Origin of the sequence: Nocardia sp. NPDC058633 (assembly GCF_042717045.1) — a bacterium.
Lineage (GTDB): Bacteria > Actinomycetota > Actinomycetes > Mycobacteriales > Mycobacteriaceae > Nocardia.
Genome location: NZ_JBHXRA010000015.1, coordinates 122,247 through 142,218, shown reverse-complemented (window position 1 = coordinate 142,218; position 19,972 = coordinate 122,247). Strand labels below are relative to the sequence as shown.

Genomic DNA, 19,972 nt, shown 5'->3' with positions numbered 1-19,972 from the left:
CATCGGACGTTGCGGACCAAGAACTCGGCCGAGAGTCGTCCGCTGCGGACAGTGTGACGTGGTTGACACCACCGCCGCCCCCATGCACACTCCCGGAATATGTCAGCTGGATCACTTTTATCCGTTACGACCGAGTCCGATCAGGTCCAAGCCGAGCGTCGGCGGATAGCGGGCTGCGCCTATGACCACGCCGACGAGATCGCCGACGACGTCATGGTCAAGATCCGTGACCAGCTGCCCGGCTATGCCACCGCGGCCCCCGGCGTGCTCGACGACGTGCACGATCAGCTCGCTCGGCTGAGCCGTACCGGGCTCGGTGCGTTGCTCGAGCATCGACGCGTCTGTCCGGCAGATGTCGCCTACGCGCGGCAGGCGGCGGCGCGCCGGGCCCGCACCGGGCTGCCGCTGGTCGACTACATCGCCGCGTTCCGGCTCGGCCAGCGCGCCATCTGGAAGTCGCTGCTCGCGCACGCGGGCGATTCCGAGGCCGGGCGCGCGGCGGTGCTGTCGCTGGCGGGGCCGCTGGCTCGCTACACCGATCTGATCAGTACCCAGGCCACCGACGCGTATCTGGAGTTCCAGCAGTACGTGGCCGCCGAATCCGGGCGCGACTCGCAGGCCCTGATGGACGCGCTGCTCGACGGGGCGCTGCCGGCGAGCGGTCCGCACCTGTCGGTGGCCACCGCCCACGGCATCGGGGCCGAACGCACCGCGCCGGTGGTGGTGGTCACCGCGGTGGTGCTCGACCGGGCCGAACGCGGCGAGGACTCCACCGAACAGCTCGGCCAGGCCCGACAAATGGTGTCCGCGGCGATGGCGCGGTGCACGGTCAACGGTTTGCGGACACTGTCGGTGGTGCGCGGAACCGAGATCGTCGCCGTGCCCGCGCTCGGCACCGGCGGTGCGACCGAGGGACTGTGTGAACGGCTACGCGTGATGCAGGACGAACTCGGCGCCGAGGGCATCGTGCTCGCCATCGGGGTGAGCACCGCGGTCACCGAGGTGACCCAGATTCCGCGCGCCTATCGCCAGGCGCAGGCGGCACTCGAGCTGCTGCCCGAAGGGGGCGGGGTGCTCGCGCTCCCGCAACTCACCCCGTTCAAATACCTGCTCTTGCGCGCCGACGACACCACCCGTCAGCTGGTGGACCCGCGCATCGGCAGCGCGTTGGCCGAGGATCGCGTGCGCGGCGGGACACTGGCCGAGACGATCCGCGCGTTCGCGGCCGCCGACATGAATCTGCGCGAGGCCGCCGACACCTTGCACATCCACCTCAATACCGCCAAATACCGGCTGGGTCGGATCCAGGAACTCACCGGTCGCAATGTGCGCAGCGTCAACGACCTCGTCGAACTGCTGGTGGCCATCGAACTGGCTGCTGTTATAAACGAGGCATGAGCCTCGATCCCGCCATCGCCGCCCGCCTCAAGCGCACCGAGGACGGATTGATCGCCGCGATCGCGCAGGAGAAGGCCACCGGTGACGTGCTGATGATGGCGTGGATGGACGACGAGGCGCTGGCCCGTACCTTGGACACGCGCAAGGCGACCTACTACTCGCGTTCGCGTCAGCAGTACTGGGTCAAAGGCGAAACTTCCGGGCACACTCAATACGTGCACGAGGTACGCCTGGACTGCGACGGCGACACGCTGTTGCTGATCGTCGATCAGGAAGGCGCGGCCTGTCACACCGGCACCCACACCTGCTTCGACACCGACGTACTGCTCGCCGCGGACTAGTCGCCGTCGTCGACGAGGATTCGATTCAGCCGCTCGGACAGGGTTTCGCCGAGCACCGCCAGTTGCGCGGTCTGCTTGTCGGTGAGACCGTCGAGGACGAGCCTGCGCGCGGCCTCCACGTAGCCGGGAGCCGCCTCGATCACCTTCTCGAAGCCCGCGTCGGTGAGCACCGCGTACACCCCGCGCCTGCCCGCGGTGGTGTCGCGTCGCGCCCAACCGAGGCGTTCGAGTTTCGAGACCACATGCGACAGCCGCGATAGCGACGCATTTGCCTTGTGGGCGAGATCACTCAGTTGCAGGCGATGGCCTGCCTCTTCCGAGAGCAGGCTGAGCACCCGGAACTCGAAATGGGTGAGCCCGGCCTCGCGTTGCAGTCGGGTGTCCAGCGCACCGGGAATCCGGGTCATGAGCGCGACGATCGCTTGCCATGCGCGCTGTTCGACGGGGTCGAGCCACTGGGTCATCGCCGGTACTGCCTCGCGGCCGTACGGCGTACATGATGGAGTGAGGCGCGCACGAGAAAGAGTTTGCCACGACGTCGCTGTGGCGTCCGCGAGTTGGCGGTGGTCGTGAGGTCACTCACATCGGCGTAGGGGCGCGGATGTGGGCTACCGGTCTCCGGTCATCGGCGGCACGGTCGGCTCGGGCGGGCGGGTCGCGGCCTTGGCGGCCTTGTGACGGTTGAATCCACGCTTGCCCATCAGAGCGAGCACCAGCGCGAACAGCACCGCCGCGATGATGGCGCCGACCAAGCAGGCGCCACGGAAGGCGGGCGCGTCGACATCGAGAATGCGCTGTCCGGCGTGTGCGGCATTGTTGCCGCCGAGCACGATCGTCAGGGTCATCAGATTCGGCAGTGCGCAGGCCAGCGCGACGATCACCGCCGCGCCCGCGATGAACTTGCCGCCCTTGCGCTTCCACACCCGCACCGCCGATACCAGCAGCAACAGCGGTGCCAGGGTGAACACGAAGCCGTACACCAGACCCCACCAGATGCCCGAGCTGAAACTGCCGTGCACGGTGGTGGCCAGCCGCTGTGCCCACCATCGAGGGATGAACGAGGACAGAATGAAGTAGGCGATCACCAGCACCGCCAGCGTGGCCAGCGCCATGATCGCTCGGTTGCGCCACAGAACAGCCGTGGACTTCTGACCGCTCGACCGCACCTCGTCGGTTGTCATCTGCTCAGCGTAGGTGCGGCGGGGGCGCCGGGCGTCGATCCGACGCCCGGCGATTCTTCGGCCGGTGCTACTCCGGGGTGGTGCTTCGTTCGCGCAGGAAGGCCAGTGCCTCGTCGGCATGGACGGCGGCCCGCAGCTCACCGGTGACGATCTTGAGGATCGTGCGATCGGTATCGATGACGAAGGTATGACGCTTGACCGGGGCGAGCTTGCCGAGCAGTCCACGCTTGACGCCGAATTCGGCGGCCACCGCGCCGTCGTGGTCGGACAGTACGGGATAGTCCAGGCGTTGCTTGGTGGCGAAACCGGCCTGCACCTCGGTGCTGTCGGTACTGATGCCGACACAGGAGGCGCCCAGCGCCGCGAATTCGCCGCTCAGATCGCGGAAGTGGCAGGCCTCGGCGGTACACACCGGGGTATTGGCGGCGGGGTAGAAGAACAGCACCAGCGGGCCGTCGGCGAGCAAGCCGTCGAGCGAGCGGAGCTGGGCGGATTGATCGGGAAGCTCGAACTGCGGAGCGCGCTGGCCTGGCTGCATGCCCAGACAGTAACGACCGCCGGGCGAGTTAGGAAGATCCCCGTTCGCGGGCGCGAACGGGGATCCACGCCGCCTACTGCCCGAGCAGGGCCGCGACGTCGGGATTGCGGATCTGCATCACGTCGAGGATGCCGTGCGCGCGCAACAGTGGTTCTAGCTCGCGGATGCGGTCGCTGTGCCCGGCGTACTCGTCGGGGAAATTATTCTTGTCGAGGTCCTGGATGGCCTTGGCGTAGGTGACGAACGTATGGATCGCGCTCGTCGTCACCGCCTGCTGGCCTGGACCGAAGTGCTGCTGCGACGGGACAGCCAGACGGCTGTCCTGTGCGCCCTGGTGCGAGGGGTACAACCTTGCTCCTCTCGGAAAGGGGATTACCGCATGCGACATGGAACGCGCGCGAGTGTAGTGATGCCGGTCACCGCCTTGTTCGGCGCGGGGTCGGGTCCGCGCGCGTCGTCGGCGGCACGCCTGGGATGATGGGCACATGCAGGGCGCGTCGACACCAACCACCACGACCCGCGAACAGTTCCGGCTGCTCGCCGCCGAGCACCGGGTCGTCCCGGTGACCCGAAAGGTGCTGGCGGACTCCGAAACTCCGCTCTCGGCCTACTCCAAGCTGGCCGGCGACCGGCCGGGCACCTTCCTGTTCGAATCCGCGGAGAACGGGCGCTCGTGGTCGCGCTGGTCGTTCATCGGCGCGGGCAGCCCCTCGGCGCTGACCGTCGTCGACGGTGAGGCCGCCTGGCTCGGCACGGTGCCCGCCGACGCGCCCACCGGCGGTGACCCGCTGCGCGTGCTGCACGAGACCCTCGAACTGCTGCGCACCGAACGGCTGCCCGGTCTGCCCCCGCTGACCGGTGGCATGGTCGGCTTTCTCGGCTACGACGCGGTGCGCCGCATCGAACGGCTGCCCGACATCGCCGCCGACGACCTGCAGCTTCCCGAACTGGTGCTCATGCTGGCCACCGACTTGGCCGCCTTCGACCATCACGAAGGCGCGATCACGCTCATCGCCAACGCGGTGAACTGGGACGGCACCGACTCCCGGGTCGACGACGCCTACGACGACGCCGTCGCCCGGCTCGACCGGATGACCGCCGCGCTGGCCACCCCCGCGCCCTCGACGGTGTCGGTCTTCGACCAGCCCGAACCGCAGTTCCTGCGCAGGCGCACCACCGAGGAATTCGGTGCGGGCGTGCGCCGCCTGATCAAGGAGATCGAGGCGGGGGAGGCGTTCCAGGTAGTGCTCTCGCAACGTTTCGAGATGGACTACACGGGGTCCCCGCTCGCGGTCTACCGGATGCTGCGGGCCTCGAACCCGAGTCCGTACATGTACCTGATGCACATTCCCGACAGTGCCGGTGGCACCGCGTTCTCGATCGTGGGATCGAGTCCTGAATCGCTGGTCACCGTGAAAGACGGTGTCGCGACGACGCATCCGATCGCGGGCACCCGCTGGCGCGGCGCCAGCGCCGAGGACGACATCCTGCTCGAGAAGGACCTGCTCGCCGACGAGAAGGAGAACGCCGAGCACTTGATGCTCGTCGACCTCGGTCGCAACGATCTGGGCCGGGTCTGCCGCCCCGGCACGGTGAAGGTCACCCAGTACCGCCACGTCGAGCGGTACAGCCACGTGATGCACCTGGTCTCGACCGTGTCCGGAATGCTCGCCGAGGGCAAGGTCGCACTCGACGCGGTGCGGGCCTGTTTCCCCGCGGGCACGCTGTCCGGTGCGCCGAAGGTGCGGGCGATGGAACTGATCGAGGAGCTGGAACCGACCCGGCGCGGCGTCTACGGCGGCGTGGTCGGTTACCTCGACTTCGCCGGCGACGCCGACACCGCCATCGCCATTCGCACCGCCCTGCTCAAGGACGGCACCGCCTATGTCCAGGCGGGTGCGGGCGTGGTCGCCGACTCCGACCCGATCGCCGAGGACACCGAAGCCCGCAACAAGGCCATGGCGGTACTCAAGGCGATCGCGGCGGCACAGACCCTGCGCACCTACGGAGGCGGGGACCTGTGACGGCCGCCCCCGGCGAAGATCCCACCCGCAACCCCGATCCGGTCCTCGACCCGACACGCGCCGACGGTTCTGCCGTGGCGGACGACGTCCGCGCCGATGATCCGAAGACCGCCGGCGCGACACAGCCCGCGGGCACCGATCCGGTGGCCGCGTCCACCGGGCGCACCGACGCGAAGCCCGCGGCGGCGAAGCCGATCGTGCCGGTCGTCCTGCTGGCGTCGGCCGCGGCCGGACTGTGGGCGTCCTCGCGGATGACCTGGGTGACGGTGCACTCCGCCGACGGTCTCACCGAACCGCGCACCGATCACCTCAACGGCAGCGTCTGGTTCGGCGCGCTCACCCCGCTGGCCCTGGTGCTGGTCGCCTCGATCGCGGCGGTGTTCGCGGTCAAGGGCGTGCTGCGTCAGCTGCTCGGGGTGGTGATCTCGGTGGTCGCCGCGGCCGCCGCCGTGCCGGGGTTCGCGCTGGCCGTCGGCGCGGGCAGAACCGCTGATCGCGCGGGCACCCTGGCCGAACTGCCGGTGCGCGCGGTCGTCAGCGGTGCCGACACGCATCTGGGCCCCGCGATCCTGTCGATCTTCGCCGCGAGCCTGGCCCTGGCGGCGGGCATCCTGCTCACCCGCCGTGCCGACGAACGCACGGAGCTCTCCGGCAAGTACGACAATCCGGTGTTTCGTCGTGCCGATGCCAGCGCCGCGGTGAGTGAACAGAACGCGGCGAGCGGAACCGCGGCGCCACTGTCGGACCGGGTGCTGTGGGACGCGCTCGACGCGGGCACCGACCCGACCGACACCACCGATACCCCCGGCGCCGGGCGCGGTCCGGCGGAGCGGAACAAGTGACCGGCAGCACCCCCGCCGCAGTGACACAGGTGGCGGGCATTTATTCTTTACCAGCATCGGTGAGACAGCGCCCGAGGGGACTCTCGGGCGAGAAGTGCGTCTCCCCAGAAAGGATTCGAGCCAGATGACGGTACTCGACTCGATTCTCGACGGGGTCCGAGCGGATGTTGCCGCTCGCGAAGCCCTCCTCGATTTTCAAGCGATCAAAGCTGCTGCCGCCGCGGTCAAGGGGCCGCTGGACGCACACGCCGCGCTGCACGAGGACGGAATCGGTGTCATCGCCGAGGTGAAGCGAGCCAGCCCCTCCAAGGGCGCGCTGGCCGACATCCCCGATCCCGCCGTGCTGGCCAAGGCCTACGAAGACGGTGGCGCGCGCATCATCAGCGTGCTCACCGAGGGCCGCCGCTTCGGTGGATCGCTCGACGATCTCGATGCCGTGCGCGCCGCCGTGAACATCCCGGTGCTGCGCAAGGACTTCGTCGTCGGCCCGTACCAGATCCACGAGGCCCGTGCCCACGGCGCCGACGTGATCCTGCTGATCGTGGCCGCGCTCGAGCAGGACGTGCTCGCCTCGCTGATCGACCGCACCGAATCCCTCGGCATGACCGCCCTGGTGGAGGTGCACACCGAGGAAGAGGCCGACCGCGCCCTCGAAGCCGGTGCGACGGTGATCGGCATCAACGCGCGCAATCTCAAGACCCTCGAGGTCGACCGCGATGTGTTCGCGCGGATCGCGCCCGGCCTGCCCTCCGAGGTCATCCGGGTAGCCGAATCCGGCATCCGTGGTACCGCCGATCTGCTGGCCTACGCCGGGGCGGGCGCCGACGCCGTGCTCGTCGGCGAGGGCCTGGTGACCAGCGGAAACCCGCGTTCGGCGGTGTCCGAACTGGTGACCGCGGGCACGCACCCGTCCTGCCCGAAGCCCGCTCGACGGAGCATCCGGTGACGGTGCTTCCCCCGGCGAGCGCCGGCGTCGCCCAGCACTCCGACTACGAACCCGACGCGGGCGGCCACTTCGGCGTCTACGGCGGACGTCACGTCCCCGAGGCGCTGATGGCCGTGATCGAAGAGGTCACCGCCGAATACGACAAGATCCGCACCGACCGGACCTTCCTCGACGAGCTCGACCGGTTGCAGCGCGATTACACCGGCCGCCCCTCGCCGGTCTTCGAGTGCACCCGCCTGGCCGCACACGCCGGTGGCGCGCGGATCTTCCTCAAGCGGGAAGACCTCAACCACACCGGCTCGCACAAGATCAACAATGTGCTCGGCCAAGCCCTGCTCGCCAAGCGGATGGGCAAGACCCGCGTGATCGCCGAGACCGGTGCGGGCCAGCACGGCGTCGCCACCGCCACCGCGTGCGCGCTGCTCGGCCTCGGCTGTGTGATCTACATGGGCGCGGTCGACACCGCCCGCCAGGCACTGAACGTGGCCCGCATGCGGTTGCTCGGCGCCGAGGTGATTCCGGTGACTTCGGGTTCGCAGACGCTCAAGGACGCGATCAACGAGGCACTGCGCGACTGGGTCAGCAACGCCGACGACACGTTCTACTGCTTCGGCACCGCCGCGGGTCCGCACCCGTTCCCGCTGCTGGTGCGTGACTTCCAGCGCGTGATCGGGCTGGAAGCGCGTGAGCAGATCCAGCTCCACGAGCAGGCGGGCAGGTTGCCCGACGCCGTGGTGGCCTGCGTCGGCGGCGGATCCAACGCGATCGGCATCTTCCATGCCTTCATTCCCGACACCGGCGTGCGCCTGGTCGGTTTCGAGGCGGCCGGTGACGGCGTCGAAACCGGACGCCACGCCGCCACCTTCACCGGTGGCACGCCCGGCGCGTTCCAAGGCGCCTACTCGTATCTGCTGCAGGACGAGGACGGCCAGACGATCGAATCGCATTCGATCTCGGCCGGTCTGGACTACCCGGGTGTCGGACCCGAGCACGCCCACCTCAAGGACATCGGCCGCGCCGAATACCGGCCGATCACCGACACCGAGGCGATGGACGCGCTGCTGCTGCTCTCGCGCACCGAGGGCATCATCCCCGCGATCGAGTCCGCGCACGCGGTCGCGGGCGCGCTGAAGCTGGGTGTCGAACTCGGCGAGGGCGCGGTCATCCTGGTCAACCTGTCCGGGCGCGGTGACAAGGATATGGACACCGCCGGGCGCTGGTTCGGTCTGTTCGATGACGATGCCGAGGAGCACAAGCAGTGAGTCAGCAGTCGCGTCTTGCGAACACCTTCGCCGCCGCGCGTAGCGAAGGTCGGGCCGCCCTGATCGGCTACCTGCCCGCGGGCTTCCCCGATCTGGCCGGGTCCATCGCCGCGTGCCGCGCCCTCGTCGAAGCCGGGTGCGACATCGTCGAAGTGGGCGTGGCCTACTCCGATCCCGTGATGGACGGCCCGGTCATCCAAGCCGCCGCCGAGCAGGCCCTGCGCAGCGGGGTGCGCGTGCGCGACGTGTTCTCCGTCGTGGAGGCGATCGCCGACGCAGGCGGTCAGGCCGTGGTGATGAGCTACTGGAACCCGGTGCTCCGCTACGGCGTCGACACCTTCGCCCGCGACCTGGCCGCGGCCGGTGGCGCCGGGATGATCACCCCGAACCTGATCCCCGACGAGGCCGACGACTGGTTCGTCGCCTCGTCCACCCACAACCTCGATCGCATCTTCCTGGTCGCGCCGTCCTCGACCGAAGAGCGTCTGGTCAAGACGCTCGAAGCCTCGCGAGGCTTCATCTACGCGGCCTCGACCATGGGCGTGACCGGTGCTCGCGACGCGGTCTCCTCGGCCGCGCCCGCGCTGTGTTCGCGAATCCGCACGCACTCCGACATCCCGATCGGTGTCGGCCTCGGCGTGCGCTCGGGAGCTCAGGCCGCCGAGATCGCCGCCTACGCCGACGGGGTGATCGTCGGATCGGCGCTGGTCTCGGCCGTGTCGGAAGGTCTCGACGCAGTCCGCGCGCTGACCGCGGAATTGGCCGAAGGTGTGCGTTCGGCCCACGCCGTTTCGTGAGGACACGTCGACTTCCGACCTGCCCGCCTGCCGCCTGAGCTGGAAATCACGCGCCTGGACCCGGCCGGAATTCACGGACGTGCGGTCGGGTGGCCGCCCGCCGTCCGGGTCGCGGCAACGCACTCGTAAGCCATTCCACTAACGTGGGCCGCGTGAACTCAGTCCTGGCTTATATTCCGAGTCCGCCCCAGGGGGTCTGGCATCTCGGGCCCTTCCCGCTGCGGGCGTACGCACTGTTCATCATTCTCGGCATCGTCGTCGCCATCTGGTGGGGTGAACGCCGGTGGCGCGAGCGCGGTGGTCAGCCGGGCGCCATCCTCGACGTGGCGATGTTCGCGGTGCCGTTCGGCCTGATCGGCGGCCGGATCTATCACGTGGCGACCGACTGGCAGAAGTACTTCGGCGAGGGCAAGAATCCCGTCGAGGCGCTCTATATCTGGCAGGGTGGCCTCGGCATCTGGGGTGCGGTGTTCTTCGGTGCCATCGGCGCCTGGATCGGCTGCCGGATGTACAAGATCCCGCTGCCCGCGCTCGGCGACGCGGTCGCCCCCGCGGTGCTGCTCGCCCAGGCCATCGGCCGCCTCGGCAACTACTTCAACCAGGAGCTGTACGGACGCCCCACCGACGCTCCGTGGGGCCTGGAGATCTATGAGCGGTTCGACCCGGAGACGGGCGCGCGCGACATGATGAACGGGGTGTCGACCGGACGGGTGCTCGAGATCGTGCAGCCGACGTTCCTGTTCGAGCTCGTCTGGAACGTGCTGGTCGTCATCGCGCTGGTGCTCGTGGACAAGCGCTTCAAGATCGGGCACGGGCGGCTGTTCGCGCTCTACGTCGCCGGCTACAGCTTCGGCCGGTTCTTCGTCGAACTGTTGCGCAGCGATGAAGCCACCCACATTCTCGGCATCAGGATCAACTCGTTCACCTCCGCGCTGGTCTTCCTCGGTGCCATGGCCTACTTCGCGTTGGCGACCAAGGGACGCGAGACGCCGGCGCAGTTGCAGCCGGACTGGCAGCCGCGCCCGTGGCCGTGGCAGTTCGCCGCGCTGCGGGCTGCCGGTGCGGTCGACACTGCCGCCGCGGCGGACTCCGGTTCCGCGGCCGTCGACGTGACGAAGAAGGCGGATTCCGCTGCGCGGAAGCCCGCTTCGACAGATGCGGACAGTGTGACCGCTCCCGCCGATGCGAAAAGCACTCCCGCCGCGGGCGACGCGACCGACACCGCGGGCGTGACCGGCGCGGGCGCCGAGTCCGCGACCGACGCCGCCCCGGAGTCGACGAAATCGGGTACGAACAAGCCCTGATCCATGGCAATTTTCGGGGAATCGGCGGGCGTCCGGCAACATTGCGGGCGCCCGTCGCGATATGTGAACGGGTGGCGTGAGCCGATCGGGTGGCACCCGACAAGACAACGATGGACTGTACCGGCGACAATGACCCGTGATCGTCGCGGGCGCACCGCCGTTCGGCCGATCGCCACTGGCCGGGGGCCACGACGGGTACCCGCACGAATGATGGAGGACATGAGTGACCGACCCCTACAACCCCAATCCCCAGTACGGCCCTGACCTGAGCAAGCCCCAGGACGGTGGCTCGCAGCCGCAGTACGGTCAGCCTGCCTACGGTCAGCCCTCCGATCCGTACGCTCAGCAGCCGCAGCCGGGTTACGGCCAGCCGCAGTACGGTGCGCCGCAGCCGCAGTACGGTCAGCCCGCCGACCCGTACGCTCAGCAGCCGCAGCCGGGTTACGGCGCCGCTCCGTACGGGGTCATGCCGCAGGGCTACAACCCCAACGATCCGGAAGCGCCCTACGGCCGGGACATGTACGGCGTGCCCTTCTCGGACAAGCAGAAGCTGATGGCCGGTCTGCTGCAGATCTTCCTCGGCAGCTTCGGTATCGGCCGCTTCTACCTCGGCTACACCGGTCTCGGCATCGCCCAGATCGCGGTCACCTGGCTGACCTGTGGTATCGGCGCCATCTGGCCGCTGATCGACGGCATCATGATGCTCACCGGCAAGGTGCCCGACACGCAGGGTCGCCCGCTGCGCGACTGATTCCGCGTCGACACCGGGATCCGGACGGGTGCTCTGCTCACGCGGAGCGCCCGTTTTCGCGTTTCCCCACCGGCATTGCGATCACGGTGAGCGATACTCTGTGTCGGTCTGTGGCGGCGCCGTAGCGTCGCTGGGCCTGCGCGTGCCCTCTACGCGCAGCGAAGAAAGGGATGTCCGTGCGCAAATTCATCGCCGCCGCCGTACTCGCTGTCGTCGCCGCGACGGGCCTGTCGGCCTGCTCGTCCGCGTCCGACCCGAATGTGCTCAAAGTCGGCACCGAGGGCACCTACGCGCCGTTCAGCTACCAGGAGGGTGGCACGCTCACCGGCTACGACGTCGAGGTCGCCCGCGCGGTCGGTGAGAAGCTCGGCAAGCGGGTGGAATTCGTGCAGACCCCGTGGGATTCGATCTTCGCCGGGCTCGAGTCCGAGCGCTTCGACCTGGTCGCCAACCAGGTCACCGTGAACCCGGAGCGGACGGCGAAATACGCGCTGTCGCAGCCGTACACGACCTCCGAAGGTGTGATCGTCACCAAGGCCGACAACGCGACCATCACCTCGTTGGCGAGTCTGGCGGGCAAGACGACCGCGCAGTCGGCCACCAGCAACTGGAGCAAGGTCGCCGCCGACGCGGGCGCGAAAGTCGAAGCGGTGGAAGGGTTCGTCCAGGCCGTGCAGCTGCTGAAAGCCGGTCGGGTCGACGCCACGGTCAACGACACCCTCGCCGTCGGCGAGTACACCAAGAAGACCGGTGACACCGGCATCAAGATCGCGGCCCGGACCGGCGAGACCAGCGAGCAGGCCTTCGCCGCCCGCAAGGACGACACCGCGTTGATCACCGACGTCGACAAGGCACTCGCGGAGCTGCGCGCCGACGGCACCCTGGCCCGGCTGTCGGAGAAGTACTTCGGCATCGACGTCAGCAAATAGCGGATGGATCCGGCTACCTGGGAGCTGATCCGGCACAACCTGGTGCCGATGCTGAAGGCCACGGTGACGATGACGTTGCCGCTGACCGCGATCAGCTTCGTCATCGGTCTCGCCATCGCGGTGGGTGTCGCGCTGGCCAGGATGTCGTCGCGGCGGGTGCTGTCGGTGCCCGCCCGCTTCTACATCTCGATCATCCGCGGCACCCCACTGCTGGTGCAGTTGTTCATCGTGTTCTACGCGCTGCCGCAATTCGGGATCGTCATCGATCCCTTCCCGGCGGCGGTGATCGCGTTCAGCCTCAATGTCGGCGGGTACGCCGCGGAGGTGGTGCGCTCGTCGATCCTGAGCGTGGCGCACGGGCAGTGGGAGGCCGCGCAATCGCTCGGCATGACCTACGTGCAGACGCTCGGGTACATCGTCTTCCCGCAGGCCGCCCGGATCGCGGTGCCGCCGTTGTCGAACACGCTGATCTCTCTGGTCAAGGACACCTCCCTGGCCTCGACCATTCTGGTCACCGAGCTGCTGCGCACCGCCCAGTTGGCCGCCGCCCCCACCTTCGACTTCTTCGCCCTCTACGGCGTCGCGGCGCTCTACTACTGGGTGATCTGCCTGATCCTCGGATTCGGCCAAACTCGTTTGGAAACAAGACTTTCCAGACATGTCGCCGTGCGGTGACCGTCCGCCTCCCCGCGCCTTTGCCGGCCGGGTGGTGATCGTCGTCCGGCGACCGGACCGGCGGTTTTCGGCGGGTCAGGGCCGGGCGTACCCGTGCGTTACCCATGTGTTCACGAAATCAGTTGTCACCGCCGTCGTAGGCATGTGGCGACGAGTATTAGGGTAGGGGCGTGATGCGACGGACGAAGATTGTGTGCACCTTGGGGCCGGCCACTGCCACCCAGGATCGTATTCGTGAGCTCGTCGAAAGTGGCATGGACGTGGCCCGGCTGAACTTCAGCCACGGCGACCACGCCGACCACGCCGACAACTACAAGATGGTCCGCGCGGCGTCGGACGAGACCGGCCGCGCGGTCGGCATCCTCGCCGACCTGCAGGGCCCCAAGATCCGCCTCGGCCGTTTCACCGACGGCAAGACCGTGTGGGCCAACGGCGAGCAGGTGCGGATCACCGTCGACGAGGTCGACGGCACCCACGACCGCGTCTCCACCACCTACAAAGAGCTCGCCCAGGACGCCAAGGCGGGCGACCGACTGCTCGTCGACGACGGCAAGGTCGGCCTCACGGTGGAATCCGTCGACGGCAACGACGTGGTCTGCCGGGTCACCGAGGGCGGCCCGGTGAGCAACAACAAGGGCCTGTCGCTGCCCGGCATGAACGTGTCGGTGCCCGCCTTGTCCGAAAAGGACATCGCCGATCTCGAATTCGCCCTCGAGTTGGGTGTCGACTTCATCGCGCTGTCGTTCGTGCGCTCGCCGTCCGACATCGAACTCGTGCACGACATCATGGACCGCGTCGGACGCCGGGTGCCGGTGATCGCCAAGCTGGAGAAGCCCGAGGCGATCGACAACCTCGAGGCGATCGTGCTGGCCTTCGACGCGGTGATGGTCGCGCGCGGTGACCTGGGCGTGGAGTTGCCGCTGGAGCAGGTGCCGCTGGTGCAGAAGCGCGCGATCCAGATGGCGCGCGAGAACGCCAAGCCGGTCATCGTCGCCACGCAGATGCTCGAGTCGATGATCGAGAACTCCCGGCCGACCCGCGCGGAAGCCTCTGATGTCGCCAACGCGGTGCTCGACGGCGCCGACGCGGTGATGCTGTCGGGCGAGACCTCGGTCGGCGCGTGGCCGATCGACGCGGTGCGGACCATGGCCCGCATCGTGACCGCGGTCGAGTCCGAGACGTCACGGGTGCCACCCCTGACCCACGTGCCGCGCACCAAGCGTGGGGTGATCTCCTACGCCGCCCGCGATATCGGCGAGCGGCTCAACGCCAAGGCACTGGTGGCGTTCACCCAGTCCGGCGACACCGTGCGCCGCCTGGCCCGCCTGCACACCCCGCTGCCGCTGCTGGCGTTCACGCCGCTGCCGGAGGTGCGCAGCCAGCTCACGCTGACCTGGGGCACCGAGACGTTCATCGTGCCCATGGTGGACACCACCGACGCGATGATCCACCAGGTGGATCAGGCGCTGTTGTCGCTGGACCGTTATCGCAAGGGTGACCTGGTGGTCATCGTCGCCGGTTCCCCTCCGGGTACCGTCGGTTCCACCAACCTGATCCACGTGCACCGCATCGGCGAAGAGGACCACTAGTAGTGAGCAGTTCGATCGAGATCGAGACCACCAAGGGCGAGCCGACACCCGATCTGCGGGTGTTGCTCGACCTACTCGACCTCGAGTCGATCGGCGAGGACACCTTCCTGGGTAAACACCCCGAGAAGGTGTGGAGCCGCACCTTCGGCGGCCAGTTGGTGTCGCAGGCGATCGTCGCCGCCGGCCGCACGGCGGGCGAGCGACCGCTGCACGCGATCAACGCGCATTTCGTGCGCGGGGGCGATGTGAAGAAGCCGATCGAGTACCACGTGCAGCGCCATCGCGACGGTCGCGCGCTGGCCAACCGGACGGTGACCGCCAGCCAGGACGGGCAGGAACTGTTCGTCATGCTGGCCGCGTTCCAGGACTGGGGCAAGGGTCTCGAGCACTCGCACGAGGGCCCGGACGTGCCCGATCCCGAAACCCTGCCCCGGGTGGAGGAGAGCTTCGCCGGCTTCGAGGACAAGCTGGAGATGTTCATCAAGGCACCGCACCCGATCGACATGCGCTACACCAACGATCCGGCGTGGATTCTCAAGGGCACCGGCGAGAAGCTCAATCACAACCGGGTTTGGATGCGCACCGACGGCGCGCTGTCCGACGATCCGCTGCTGCACGTGGCCGCGCTGGGCTACTCCTCCGACACCACCGTGCTGGATTCGATCATCACCACGCACGGTTTGTCATGGGGGCTCGACCGGATTCTCGCGGCGACGGTGAACCATTCGATCTGGTTCCATCGCCCGTTCCGGTTCGACGAGTGGGTCCTCTACGCCACCGAGTCGCCGGTCGCGGCGGGTTCGCGTGGGCTGGCGACGGGCCGGTTCTATTCGCGCACAGGGGAATTGATCGCCACTACCGTGCAGGAAGGCGTCATCCGGCACTTCCCGGCTCGCTGAGAGGGCAGCCCGAGGGCGCGGCGGAGTCCTCAGGGCGCAGCGTAGTTCAGGGCGCAGCGCAGTCCGTGTCAGCGCAGTTCGTAGTCGAGTTCGGGTGCGGCGACATCGGTGCGCTGATGGGCGCGCAGCGTGAAGGGCACCCCGCAGGCGGGTCGGGATGGTGCCGCGCCGTGGACGGCCAGCGCCAGACCGCGTTCGAGATCGGCGATGTCGGCGTCGGTGAGATCGATGGGGTCCCCGACGAGGCTCAGCGCGATCTCATAGGTACGCTCCGCGCTCGGATCGACACCGGGACAGCTCCCGCGCCACTGTGATTCGAGGTCGCGGTGGACCGGGTCGGTCGCGTCGACGGGCAGCGTGAACCGCCAGGCATAGACATCGCGGTCGTGCACGTGGTCGTCGAGGACCGTCCGGACACTGGCCACGATGCGGTCGAGGATCTCCGGTGTCACATACACATGGAGCGAAACATCCGAAATGCGTTTCGGCAAGTCTGTAGTCCCGTCGTGTGTCGATCCTGCAAGGGGTAACACCCACGTCCGCGCCGAAGTGTAATCCCTGCGCGCCGTGGCGAACAGTCCCGCGCGGTGTTCAGCGCAGAAGGTGGACTTCGGGCCTCAGCGCCTACGCTGCGCGGCCAGGAACGCCGAGAGCGGGCCTGGCCCGCCCGGTGCTATCACCAGCCCCGGCCGATCGCTGTCGCCGCAGAATTTCGTCTGCTCGTACGGTGCCAGCGCCCCCAGCACGGGGAACAACAATTCGGCGATCCGGTCGCCGACTTCGAGGAACGCCTCCGGCGAAAGTCCGATCGGGTCGGCGATGTTCTCCCGCCCGACATAGGCCAGGTTGTTGCGCGCGTGGTGCAGTGCGGCAATGGATTTCGCGCCGGTGACCTTGGCGATGCGATATGCCTCGGCGAGGGTGAAGGTACGCGGGGCGATACCGAAGGCCAGCTCGCCCACCTGCTCGCGGAGAGAGTCGGTCATCGTCAGCACCAGGTCGGCGCGATCGACCATCTCGGGCTTGAGTTTTCGGGCCTTGAATCCGGTGGTGTCGCCGCCGAGGCTCGCGATGGTCTCCGCGGCCAGCGGTTCGGGCGGAAAGCCGACCAGCGCCCGGGTACCGGCGCTTTCCGCGGTGAGGCCGGGTAGACCGTGCTCCGCCGCGAACGCCCGAGTGAGCCGTTCGGCGATCACCGAACGGCAGACATTGGAGTTGCAGACGAAGAGCACGTGCATACCGATACCGTAATCGGGTCGATTGTCACGGAGTAGGGAGGAATTGTAACCATCACAAGCGCGGTACTACTTATTCACCTTTCGGTTGAACGCCGTACATCATTCGTGATGCGCAAATCTGTTGTGTGTGACCGTGATACCCGCGAGATATGAAATGGAAACCTCGTGATGGTATGTGTCGGTCGTCACTGTTCCCGATCATAATAATTCGATTCGGTAATAACCGGTGGCACGATCGGCGGGGCGCCGTGCACTCGGCCCCGGGTGGAGAACATCGGCCCGCGCGCGGGCACGACCGGCGCGAACGCGGCCAGCCCCGTCGGTGCCGACATGTCGTCGTAGACCGCGTCGATGCCGCCACGGCGGAAGTAGGCCTCGTGCCAGAAACCGGTGCCGCCGGAATCACGCAGGAATTCGCGCCACCACTGCCGGTGCGGTTCCGATCGCGTCCAGCGCTCCAGCGAATCCAGATCGCGCCAGTACTGCCGCGCGCCCCAGTGTGGTGGGAACATCGACCAGACGATGTCCTCGTGTAGCAGTAGTCCGTCGGGTCGGTCGGCGTGTGAGCGATACAACTTCGGGCCGACGCCGAGCAGTCGCAGCATGCCGCGCGGGGTGCGTACGCGCATGCCGAGCAGGATCATCACCAGGTCGGGGTAGGCATCCAAGTCGACCGTAGTTCTGTGCACGCGCATGATCGCAGCCCCTTCCGTGGTGCCCTTTCGAGGTACTACGGGGCGGGTGGGCCTTCGGTTCGACCGGCGGTTCGCTTCCCGGCGCGCCGAGGGGCTATAGTGACCGCGGTGCGCCGGGTTGGCGGAACTGGCAGACGCGACGGTCTCAAAAACCGTTGTCCGGAAGGACGTGTGGGTTCGAGTCCCACACTCGGCACCACGGCGGAAGCGCGGCGCAGGCGGCCGCGCTCCGCGGGGGAGTATCCGGCGCAGGGTGTGCGCGATCTCATCGCAGGCGCATTCTCCGCGCTGAAGCGAAAGGTACTCTTTACAACGCCAGTCGTGGTGTGATCGACAGGCATCGGAATCCAGAGGGGTCGAACCTATGAGCACGAATGCAGCCGGCGCCACGCGTGAGGCCGCGGCCAAGCGGGTCGTCGTCGCCGAGGATGAGGCCTTGATCCGGATGGACCTCGTCGAGATGCTCAGGGAAGAGGGCTACGACGTCGTCGGTGAAGCGGGCGACGGTCAGCAGGCTGTCGAGCTCGCCGAGGAGCTGCGCCCCGATCTGGTGATCATGGACGTGAAGATGCCGCGCCGTGACGGCATCGATGCCGCGGCCGAGATCGCCACGAAACGTGTTGCGCCCGTGGTGATTCTGACCGCGTTCAGTCAGCGTGATCTGGTCGAGCGCGCTCGCGATGCCGGTGCGATGGCCTACCTGGTCAAGCCGTTCACCAAATCCGATCTGGTGCCCGCGATCGAACTCGCGGCGAGTCGTTTTCACGAAATCACCGCGCTGGAAACAGAAGTCGCGAATCTGTCGGACCGTTTGGAGACGCGCAAACTGGTCGAGCGCGCCAAGGGTGTGCTCATGCAGACCCAGGGTTTGTCGGAACCGCAGGCGTTCAAATGGATTCAGCGCACCGCGATGGATCGCCGCACGACGATGAAGGCGGTCGCCGAAGTCGTGCTGGAGAATCTCACTCCGCAGTGACTCGGTTCCGCTCTTACTGTCTCGTGGGCCGAAAACGGTAAATGTTTACGTAAGCGAAACAATATTGTGAACTATTGCTGGACAGCTGACTTCCAACATGATGCGAATGTGATGCAGATCTAACACAGCGGCGATATGTTCTCTGCGGGCTGAACGTGGTCGGCCCCCTCGGTGAACCCGGGGAGCACAGAACATAGAGGTGAGACGTGCTCAGTTCGACATGGCGCAGTCGGTCGACGCGAGGAGTTCTGGTTATCGGAGCTGCTGCGTCGTTGGTGTTGTCGGGATGCAGTGACAAGTCGTCGGATGGCGGCGGGGGCGGCGAGACCGACCTGTCCATCCAGTCGGTCGTTCAGGTCGACACCGCGGGCAAAGCGGTCGCGACGACCGACTCCGGGTCGGCCGCGGACCCCGCAGGCGACGGCAAGGCCAAGTGCGCGCCGGTCACCCTGAGCATGGCGGGCCCGCTGACCGGCGCCAACTCCGCGCTCGGCATCAACATCATCATGGGCGTGAAGCTCGCGCTCGACAAGCACAACAAGGCCAACCCCGACTGCCAGGTCTCGGTGAAGGAATTCGACACCGAGGGCAAGCCGCAGATCGCCACCAATGTGATCCCGGCGATCGTGGCCGATCCGAGCATCGTCGCGCTGATCGGGCCTACCTTCTCGGGCGAGACCAAGGCGACCGGCCAGATCCTCAGCGAGGCGGGCATGCCCACGCTGACCGCGTCCGCCACCAACCCCGCGCTGACCGGCAACGGTTGGAAGAGCTTCTTCCGCGGACTTGGCAACGACGACTCGCAGGGTCCTGCCGTGGCCAACTACCTGACCGGGGACAAGGGCTTCAAGAAGATCTGTGTCGTGCAGGACAACACCGACTACGGTGTCGGTCTGGCGAAGGCGTTCATCACCGCCGCGGGTCCCGCGGCCGACGCCTCCTGCGGCACCAGTGTCAAGGAAGGTGACAAGGATTTCTCGGCAGCAGTGTCGAAGCTGTCGGCGGCCGAGCCCGACGCCATCTTCTACGCCGGTTACTACGCGGAGGCGGCACCGTTCGTGCAGCAGCTGCGTTCCGGTGGCGTGACCGCGGCCTTCGTTTCCGCCGACGGCAGCAACGATCCCGAGTTCGTCCGTCAGGCCGGTTCCTCGTCGAAGGACGCGCTGCTGTCGTGCCCGTGCAGCCCGGCGCCCGAGAAGTTCGCCGCCGACTACAAGGCGCTCAACGGTCAGGCGCCCGGCGTCTACTCCGTCGAGGGCTATGACCTGACCACGATCCTGCTCAAGGGCATCGACTCCGGCAAGGTCACTCGCGCCGACCTCGTCGAGTTCGTCCGCAACTACAGCGGCACCGGCCTCGCCCGCAATTACAAGTGGAGCGAGACCGGCGAACTGGACAACATCCAGATCTGGATGTACCAGGTCAAGTAGTTCCTACGAACTGTGCGGCGGTGGGGGGGGGGGGCCAGCCACCCCCCCCCCCCGCCCGGGCGGGGGGGGGAAAAAGAAAAAAGAGGCGTGGGGGGGGGGGGGAGGGTTTTGGGGGGGGGGGCGGGGATTGAAAAACAGCGGGGGGGTGGTCAACGGA

At 67.6% G+C, this 19,972-nt stretch carries 22 protein-coding genes and 1 tRNA gene; 16 read left to right on the top strand and 7 right to left on the bottom strand.

Annotation, left to right across the window (positions count from 1 at the left end; translation table 11 throughout):
- Positions 1-99: 99 nt before the first annotated feature.
- Positions 100-1,398, top strand: a complete 1,299-nt coding sequence (locus ACFWUR_RS20985) for a PucR family transcriptional regulator (protein WP_378908952.1) — start codon at positions 100-102, stop codon at positions 1,396-1,398.
- Positions 1,395-1,739 (top strand): phosphoribosyl-AMP cyclohydrolase, encoded by a 345-nt coding sequence (hisI, locus tag ACFWUR_RS20980; protein ID WP_378908950.1) that lies wholly within the window; start codon positions 1,395-1,397, stop codon positions 1,737-1,739. The genes ACFWUR_RS20985 and hisI overlap by 4 nt, the downstream gene beginning before the upstream one ends.
- Here hisI and ACFWUR_RS20975 read toward each other — a convergent pair.
- The 4 genes from ACFWUR_RS20975 to ACFWUR_RS20960 all read right to left on the bottom strand — a co-directional run bounded on the left by ACFWUR_RS20975 (position 1,736) and on the right by ACFWUR_RS20960 (position 3,807).
- Positions 1,736-2,203 (bottom strand): MarR family winged helix-turn-helix transcriptional regulator, encoded by a 468-nt coding sequence (locus ACFWUR_RS20975; RefSeq protein WP_378908949.1) that lies wholly within the window; start codon positions 2,201-2,203, stop codon positions 1,736-1,738. The genes hisI and ACFWUR_RS20975 overlap by 4 nt on opposite strands.
- 144 nt (positions 2,204-2,347) lie before the next feature.
- Positions 2,348-2,920, bottom strand: coding sequence for a permease (locus ACFWUR_RS20970; protein ID WP_378908948.1), 573 nt, complete (start codon positions 2,918-2,920; stop codon positions 2,348-2,350).
- Positions 2,921-2,987: 67 nt separating this feature from the next.
- A complete protein-coding gene (locus tag ACFWUR_RS20965) occupies positions 2,988-3,458 on the bottom strand; it encodes a peroxiredoxin (protein ID WP_378908947.1) in 471 nt (156 codons plus the stop codon).
- A 73-nt stretch (positions 3,459-3,531) separates the two neighbouring features.
- Positions 3,532-3,807, bottom strand: a complete 276-nt coding sequence (locus tag ACFWUR_RS20960; RefSeq protein ID WP_378908945.1) for a hypothetical protein — start codon at positions 3,805-3,807, stop codon at positions 3,532-3,534.
- A 136-nt stretch (positions 3,808-3,943) separates the two neighbouring features.
- Here ACFWUR_RS20960 and ACFWUR_RS20955 point away from each other — a divergent pair, with 136 nt between their 5' ends.
- The 11 genes from ACFWUR_RS20955 to ACFWUR_RS20905 all read left to right on the top strand — a co-directional run bounded on the left by ACFWUR_RS20955 (position 3,944) and on the right by ACFWUR_RS20905 (position 15,476).
- On the top strand, positions 3,944-5,482 hold the full coding sequence (locus ACFWUR_RS20955) for an anthranilate synthase component I (RefSeq protein WP_378908944.1): 1,539 nt from the start codon (positions 3,944-3,946) through the stop codon (positions 5,480-5,482).
- Positions 5,479-6,324: a TIGR02234 family membrane protein gene (locus ACFWUR_RS20950; RefSeq protein ID WP_378908943.1), complete on the top strand. Its 846-nt coding sequence runs from the start codon at positions 5,479-5,481 to the stop codon at positions 6,322-6,324. The genes ACFWUR_RS20955 and ACFWUR_RS20950 overlap by 4 nt, the downstream gene beginning before the upstream one ends.
- 124 nt (positions 6,325-6,448) lie before the next feature.
- Positions 6,449-7,270, top strand: coding sequence for an indole-3-glycerol phosphate synthase TrpC (gene trpC / locus ACFWUR_RS20945; protein ID WP_056824640.1), 822 nt, complete (start codon positions 6,449-6,451; stop codon positions 7,268-7,270).
- Positions 7,267-8,532 (top strand): tryptophan synthase subunit beta, encoded by a 1,266-nt coding sequence (trpB, locus tag ACFWUR_RS20940; protein ID WP_378908942.1) that lies wholly within the window; start codon positions 7,267-7,269, stop codon positions 8,530-8,532. The genes trpC and trpB overlap by 4 nt, the downstream gene beginning before the upstream one ends.
- Positions 8,529-9,329, top strand: a complete 801-nt coding sequence (trpA, locus tag ACFWUR_RS20935) for a tryptophan synthase subunit alpha (RefSeq protein WP_378908941.1) — start codon at positions 8,529-8,531, stop codon at positions 9,327-9,329. The genes trpB and trpA overlap by 4 nt, the downstream gene beginning before the upstream one ends.
- Positions 9,330-9,481: 152 nt before the next feature.
- Positions 9,482-10,633 (top strand): prolipoprotein diacylglyceryl transferase, encoded by a 1,152-nt coding sequence (gene lgt, locus ACFWUR_RS20930; protein ID WP_378908939.1) that lies wholly within the window; start codon positions 9,482-9,484, stop codon positions 10,631-10,633.
- 223 nt (positions 10,634-10,856) lie between these two features.
- Positions 10,857-11,384 carry an NINE protein gene (locus ACFWUR_RS20925; RefSeq protein ID WP_378908938.1) on the top strand — a complete coding sequence of 176 codons (528 nt, stop codon included), beginning with the start codon at positions 10,857-10,859 and terminating at the stop codon, positions 11,382-11,384.
- 176 nt (positions 11,385-11,560) lie between these two features.
- On the top strand, positions 11,561-12,313 hold the full coding sequence (locus tag ACFWUR_RS20920; protein ID WP_378908937.1) for an amino acid ABC transporter substrate-binding protein: 753 nt from the start codon (positions 11,561-11,563) through the stop codon (positions 12,311-12,313).
- A 3-nt stretch (positions 12,314-12,316) separates the two neighbouring features.
- On the top strand, positions 12,317-12,988 hold the full coding sequence (locus ACFWUR_RS20915) for an amino acid ABC transporter permease (protein WP_378908936.1): 672 nt from the start codon (positions 12,317-12,319) through the stop codon (positions 12,986-12,988).
- Positions 12,989-13,158: 170 nt separating this feature from the next.
- Complete coding sequence (gene pyk, locus ACFWUR_RS20910; protein ID WP_378908935.1) at positions 13,159-14,577, top strand: pyruvate kinase; 1,419 nt, start codon at positions 13,159-13,161, stop codon at positions 14,575-14,577.
- Positions 14,578-14,579: 2 nt separating this feature from the next.
- Complete coding sequence (locus ACFWUR_RS20905) at positions 14,580-15,476, top strand: acyl-CoA thioesterase (RefSeq protein ID WP_378908934.1); 897 nt, start codon at positions 14,580-14,582, stop codon at positions 15,474-15,476.
- 68 nt (positions 15,477-15,544) lie between these two features.
- On the opposite strand, the gene ACFWUR_RS20900 is transcribed toward ACFWUR_RS20905, so the two are convergent.
- The 3 genes from ACFWUR_RS20900 to ACFWUR_RS20890 form a co-directional block, all read right to left on the bottom strand.
- Entirely contained in the window at positions 15,545-15,928 is a 384-nt protein-coding gene (locus ACFWUR_RS20900) for a hypothetical protein (protein ID WP_378908933.1), read from the bottom strand.
- 165 nt (positions 15,929-16,093) lie between these two features.
- On the bottom strand, positions 16,094-16,714 hold the full coding sequence (locus ACFWUR_RS20895; protein ID WP_378908932.1) for a low molecular weight phosphatase family protein: 621 nt from the start codon (positions 16,712-16,714) through the stop codon (positions 16,094-16,096).
- Positions 16,715-16,899: 185 nt separating this feature from the next.
- A complete protein-coding gene (locus tag ACFWUR_RS20890) occupies positions 16,900-17,409 on the bottom strand; it encodes a monooxygenase family protein (RefSeq protein WP_378908931.1) in 510 nt (169 codons plus the stop codon).
- Between the two features lie 112 nt (positions 17,410-17,521).
- Between ACFWUR_RS20890 and ACFWUR_RS20885 the strand changes: the two genes are divergently transcribed.
- The 3 genes from ACFWUR_RS20885 (at position 17,522) to ACFWUR_RS20875 (ending at position 19,815) form a co-directional block, all read left to right on the top strand.
- Positions 17,522-17,608: transfer RNA gene (locus ACFWUR_RS20885), tRNA-Leu, on the top strand.
- A 165-nt stretch (positions 17,609-17,773) separates the two neighbouring features.
- On the top strand, positions 17,774-18,385 hold the full coding sequence (locus ACFWUR_RS20880; RefSeq protein ID WP_378908930.1) for an ANTAR domain-containing response regulator: 612 nt from the start codon (positions 17,774-17,776) through the stop codon (positions 18,383-18,385).
- A 272-nt stretch (positions 18,386-18,657) separates the two neighbouring features.
- Positions 18,658-19,815, top strand: coding sequence for a branched-chain amino acid ABC transporter substrate-binding protein (locus tag ACFWUR_RS20875; RefSeq protein WP_378908929.1), 1,158 nt, complete (start codon positions 18,658-18,660; stop codon positions 19,813-19,815).
- Positions 19,816-19,972 lie beyond the last annotated feature (157 nt).

What these genes read in the sequence shown, in the direction of transcription:
- ACFWUR_RS20985 (WP_378908952.1), top strand. Translation starts at nt 100, where the DNA reads ATGTCAGCTGGATCACTTTTATCCGTTACGACCGAGTCCGATCAGGTC.
- hisI (WP_378908950.1), top strand. Translation starts at nt 1,395, where the DNA reads ATGAGCCTCGATCCCGCCATCGCCGCCCGCCTCAAGCGCACCGAGGAC.
- ACFWUR_RS20975 (WP_378908949.1), bottom strand. Translation starts at nt 2,203, where the DNA reads ATGACCCAGTGGCTCGACCCCGTCGAACAGCGCGCATGGCAAGCGATC.
- ACFWUR_RS20970 (WP_378908948.1), bottom strand. Translation starts at nt 2,920, where the DNA reads ATGACAACCGACGAGGTGCGGTCGAGCGGTCAGAAGTCCACGGCTGTT.
- ACFWUR_RS20965 (WP_378908947.1), bottom strand. Translation starts at nt 3,458, where the DNA reads ATGCAGCCAGGCCAGCGCGCTCCGCAGTTCGAGCTTCCCGATCAATCC.
- ACFWUR_RS20955 (WP_378908944.1), top strand. Translation starts at nt 3,944, where the DNA reads ATGCAGGGCGCGTCGACACCAACCACCACGACCCGCGAACAGTTCCGG.
- trpC (WP_056824640.1), top strand. Translation starts at nt 6,449, where the DNA reads ATGACGGTACTCGACTCGATTCTCGACGGGGTCCGAGCGGATGTTGCC.
- ACFWUR_RS20915 (WP_378908936.1), top strand. Translation starts at nt 12,317, where the DNA reads ATGGATCCGGCTACCTGGGAGCTGATCCGGCACAACCTGGTGCCGATG.
- ACFWUR_RS20895 (WP_378908932.1), bottom strand. Translation starts at nt 16,714, where the DNA reads ATGCACGTGCTCTTCGTCTGCAACTCCAATGTCTGCCGTTCGGTGATC.
- ACFWUR_RS20890 (WP_378908931.1), bottom strand. Translation starts at nt 17,409, where the DNA reads ATGCGCGTGCACAGAACTACGGTCGACTTGGATGCCTACCCCGACCTG.
- ACFWUR_RS20880 (WP_378908930.1), top strand. Translation starts at nt 17,774, where the DNA reads ATGAGCACGAATGCAGCCGGCGCCACGCGTGAGGCCGCGGCCAAGCGG.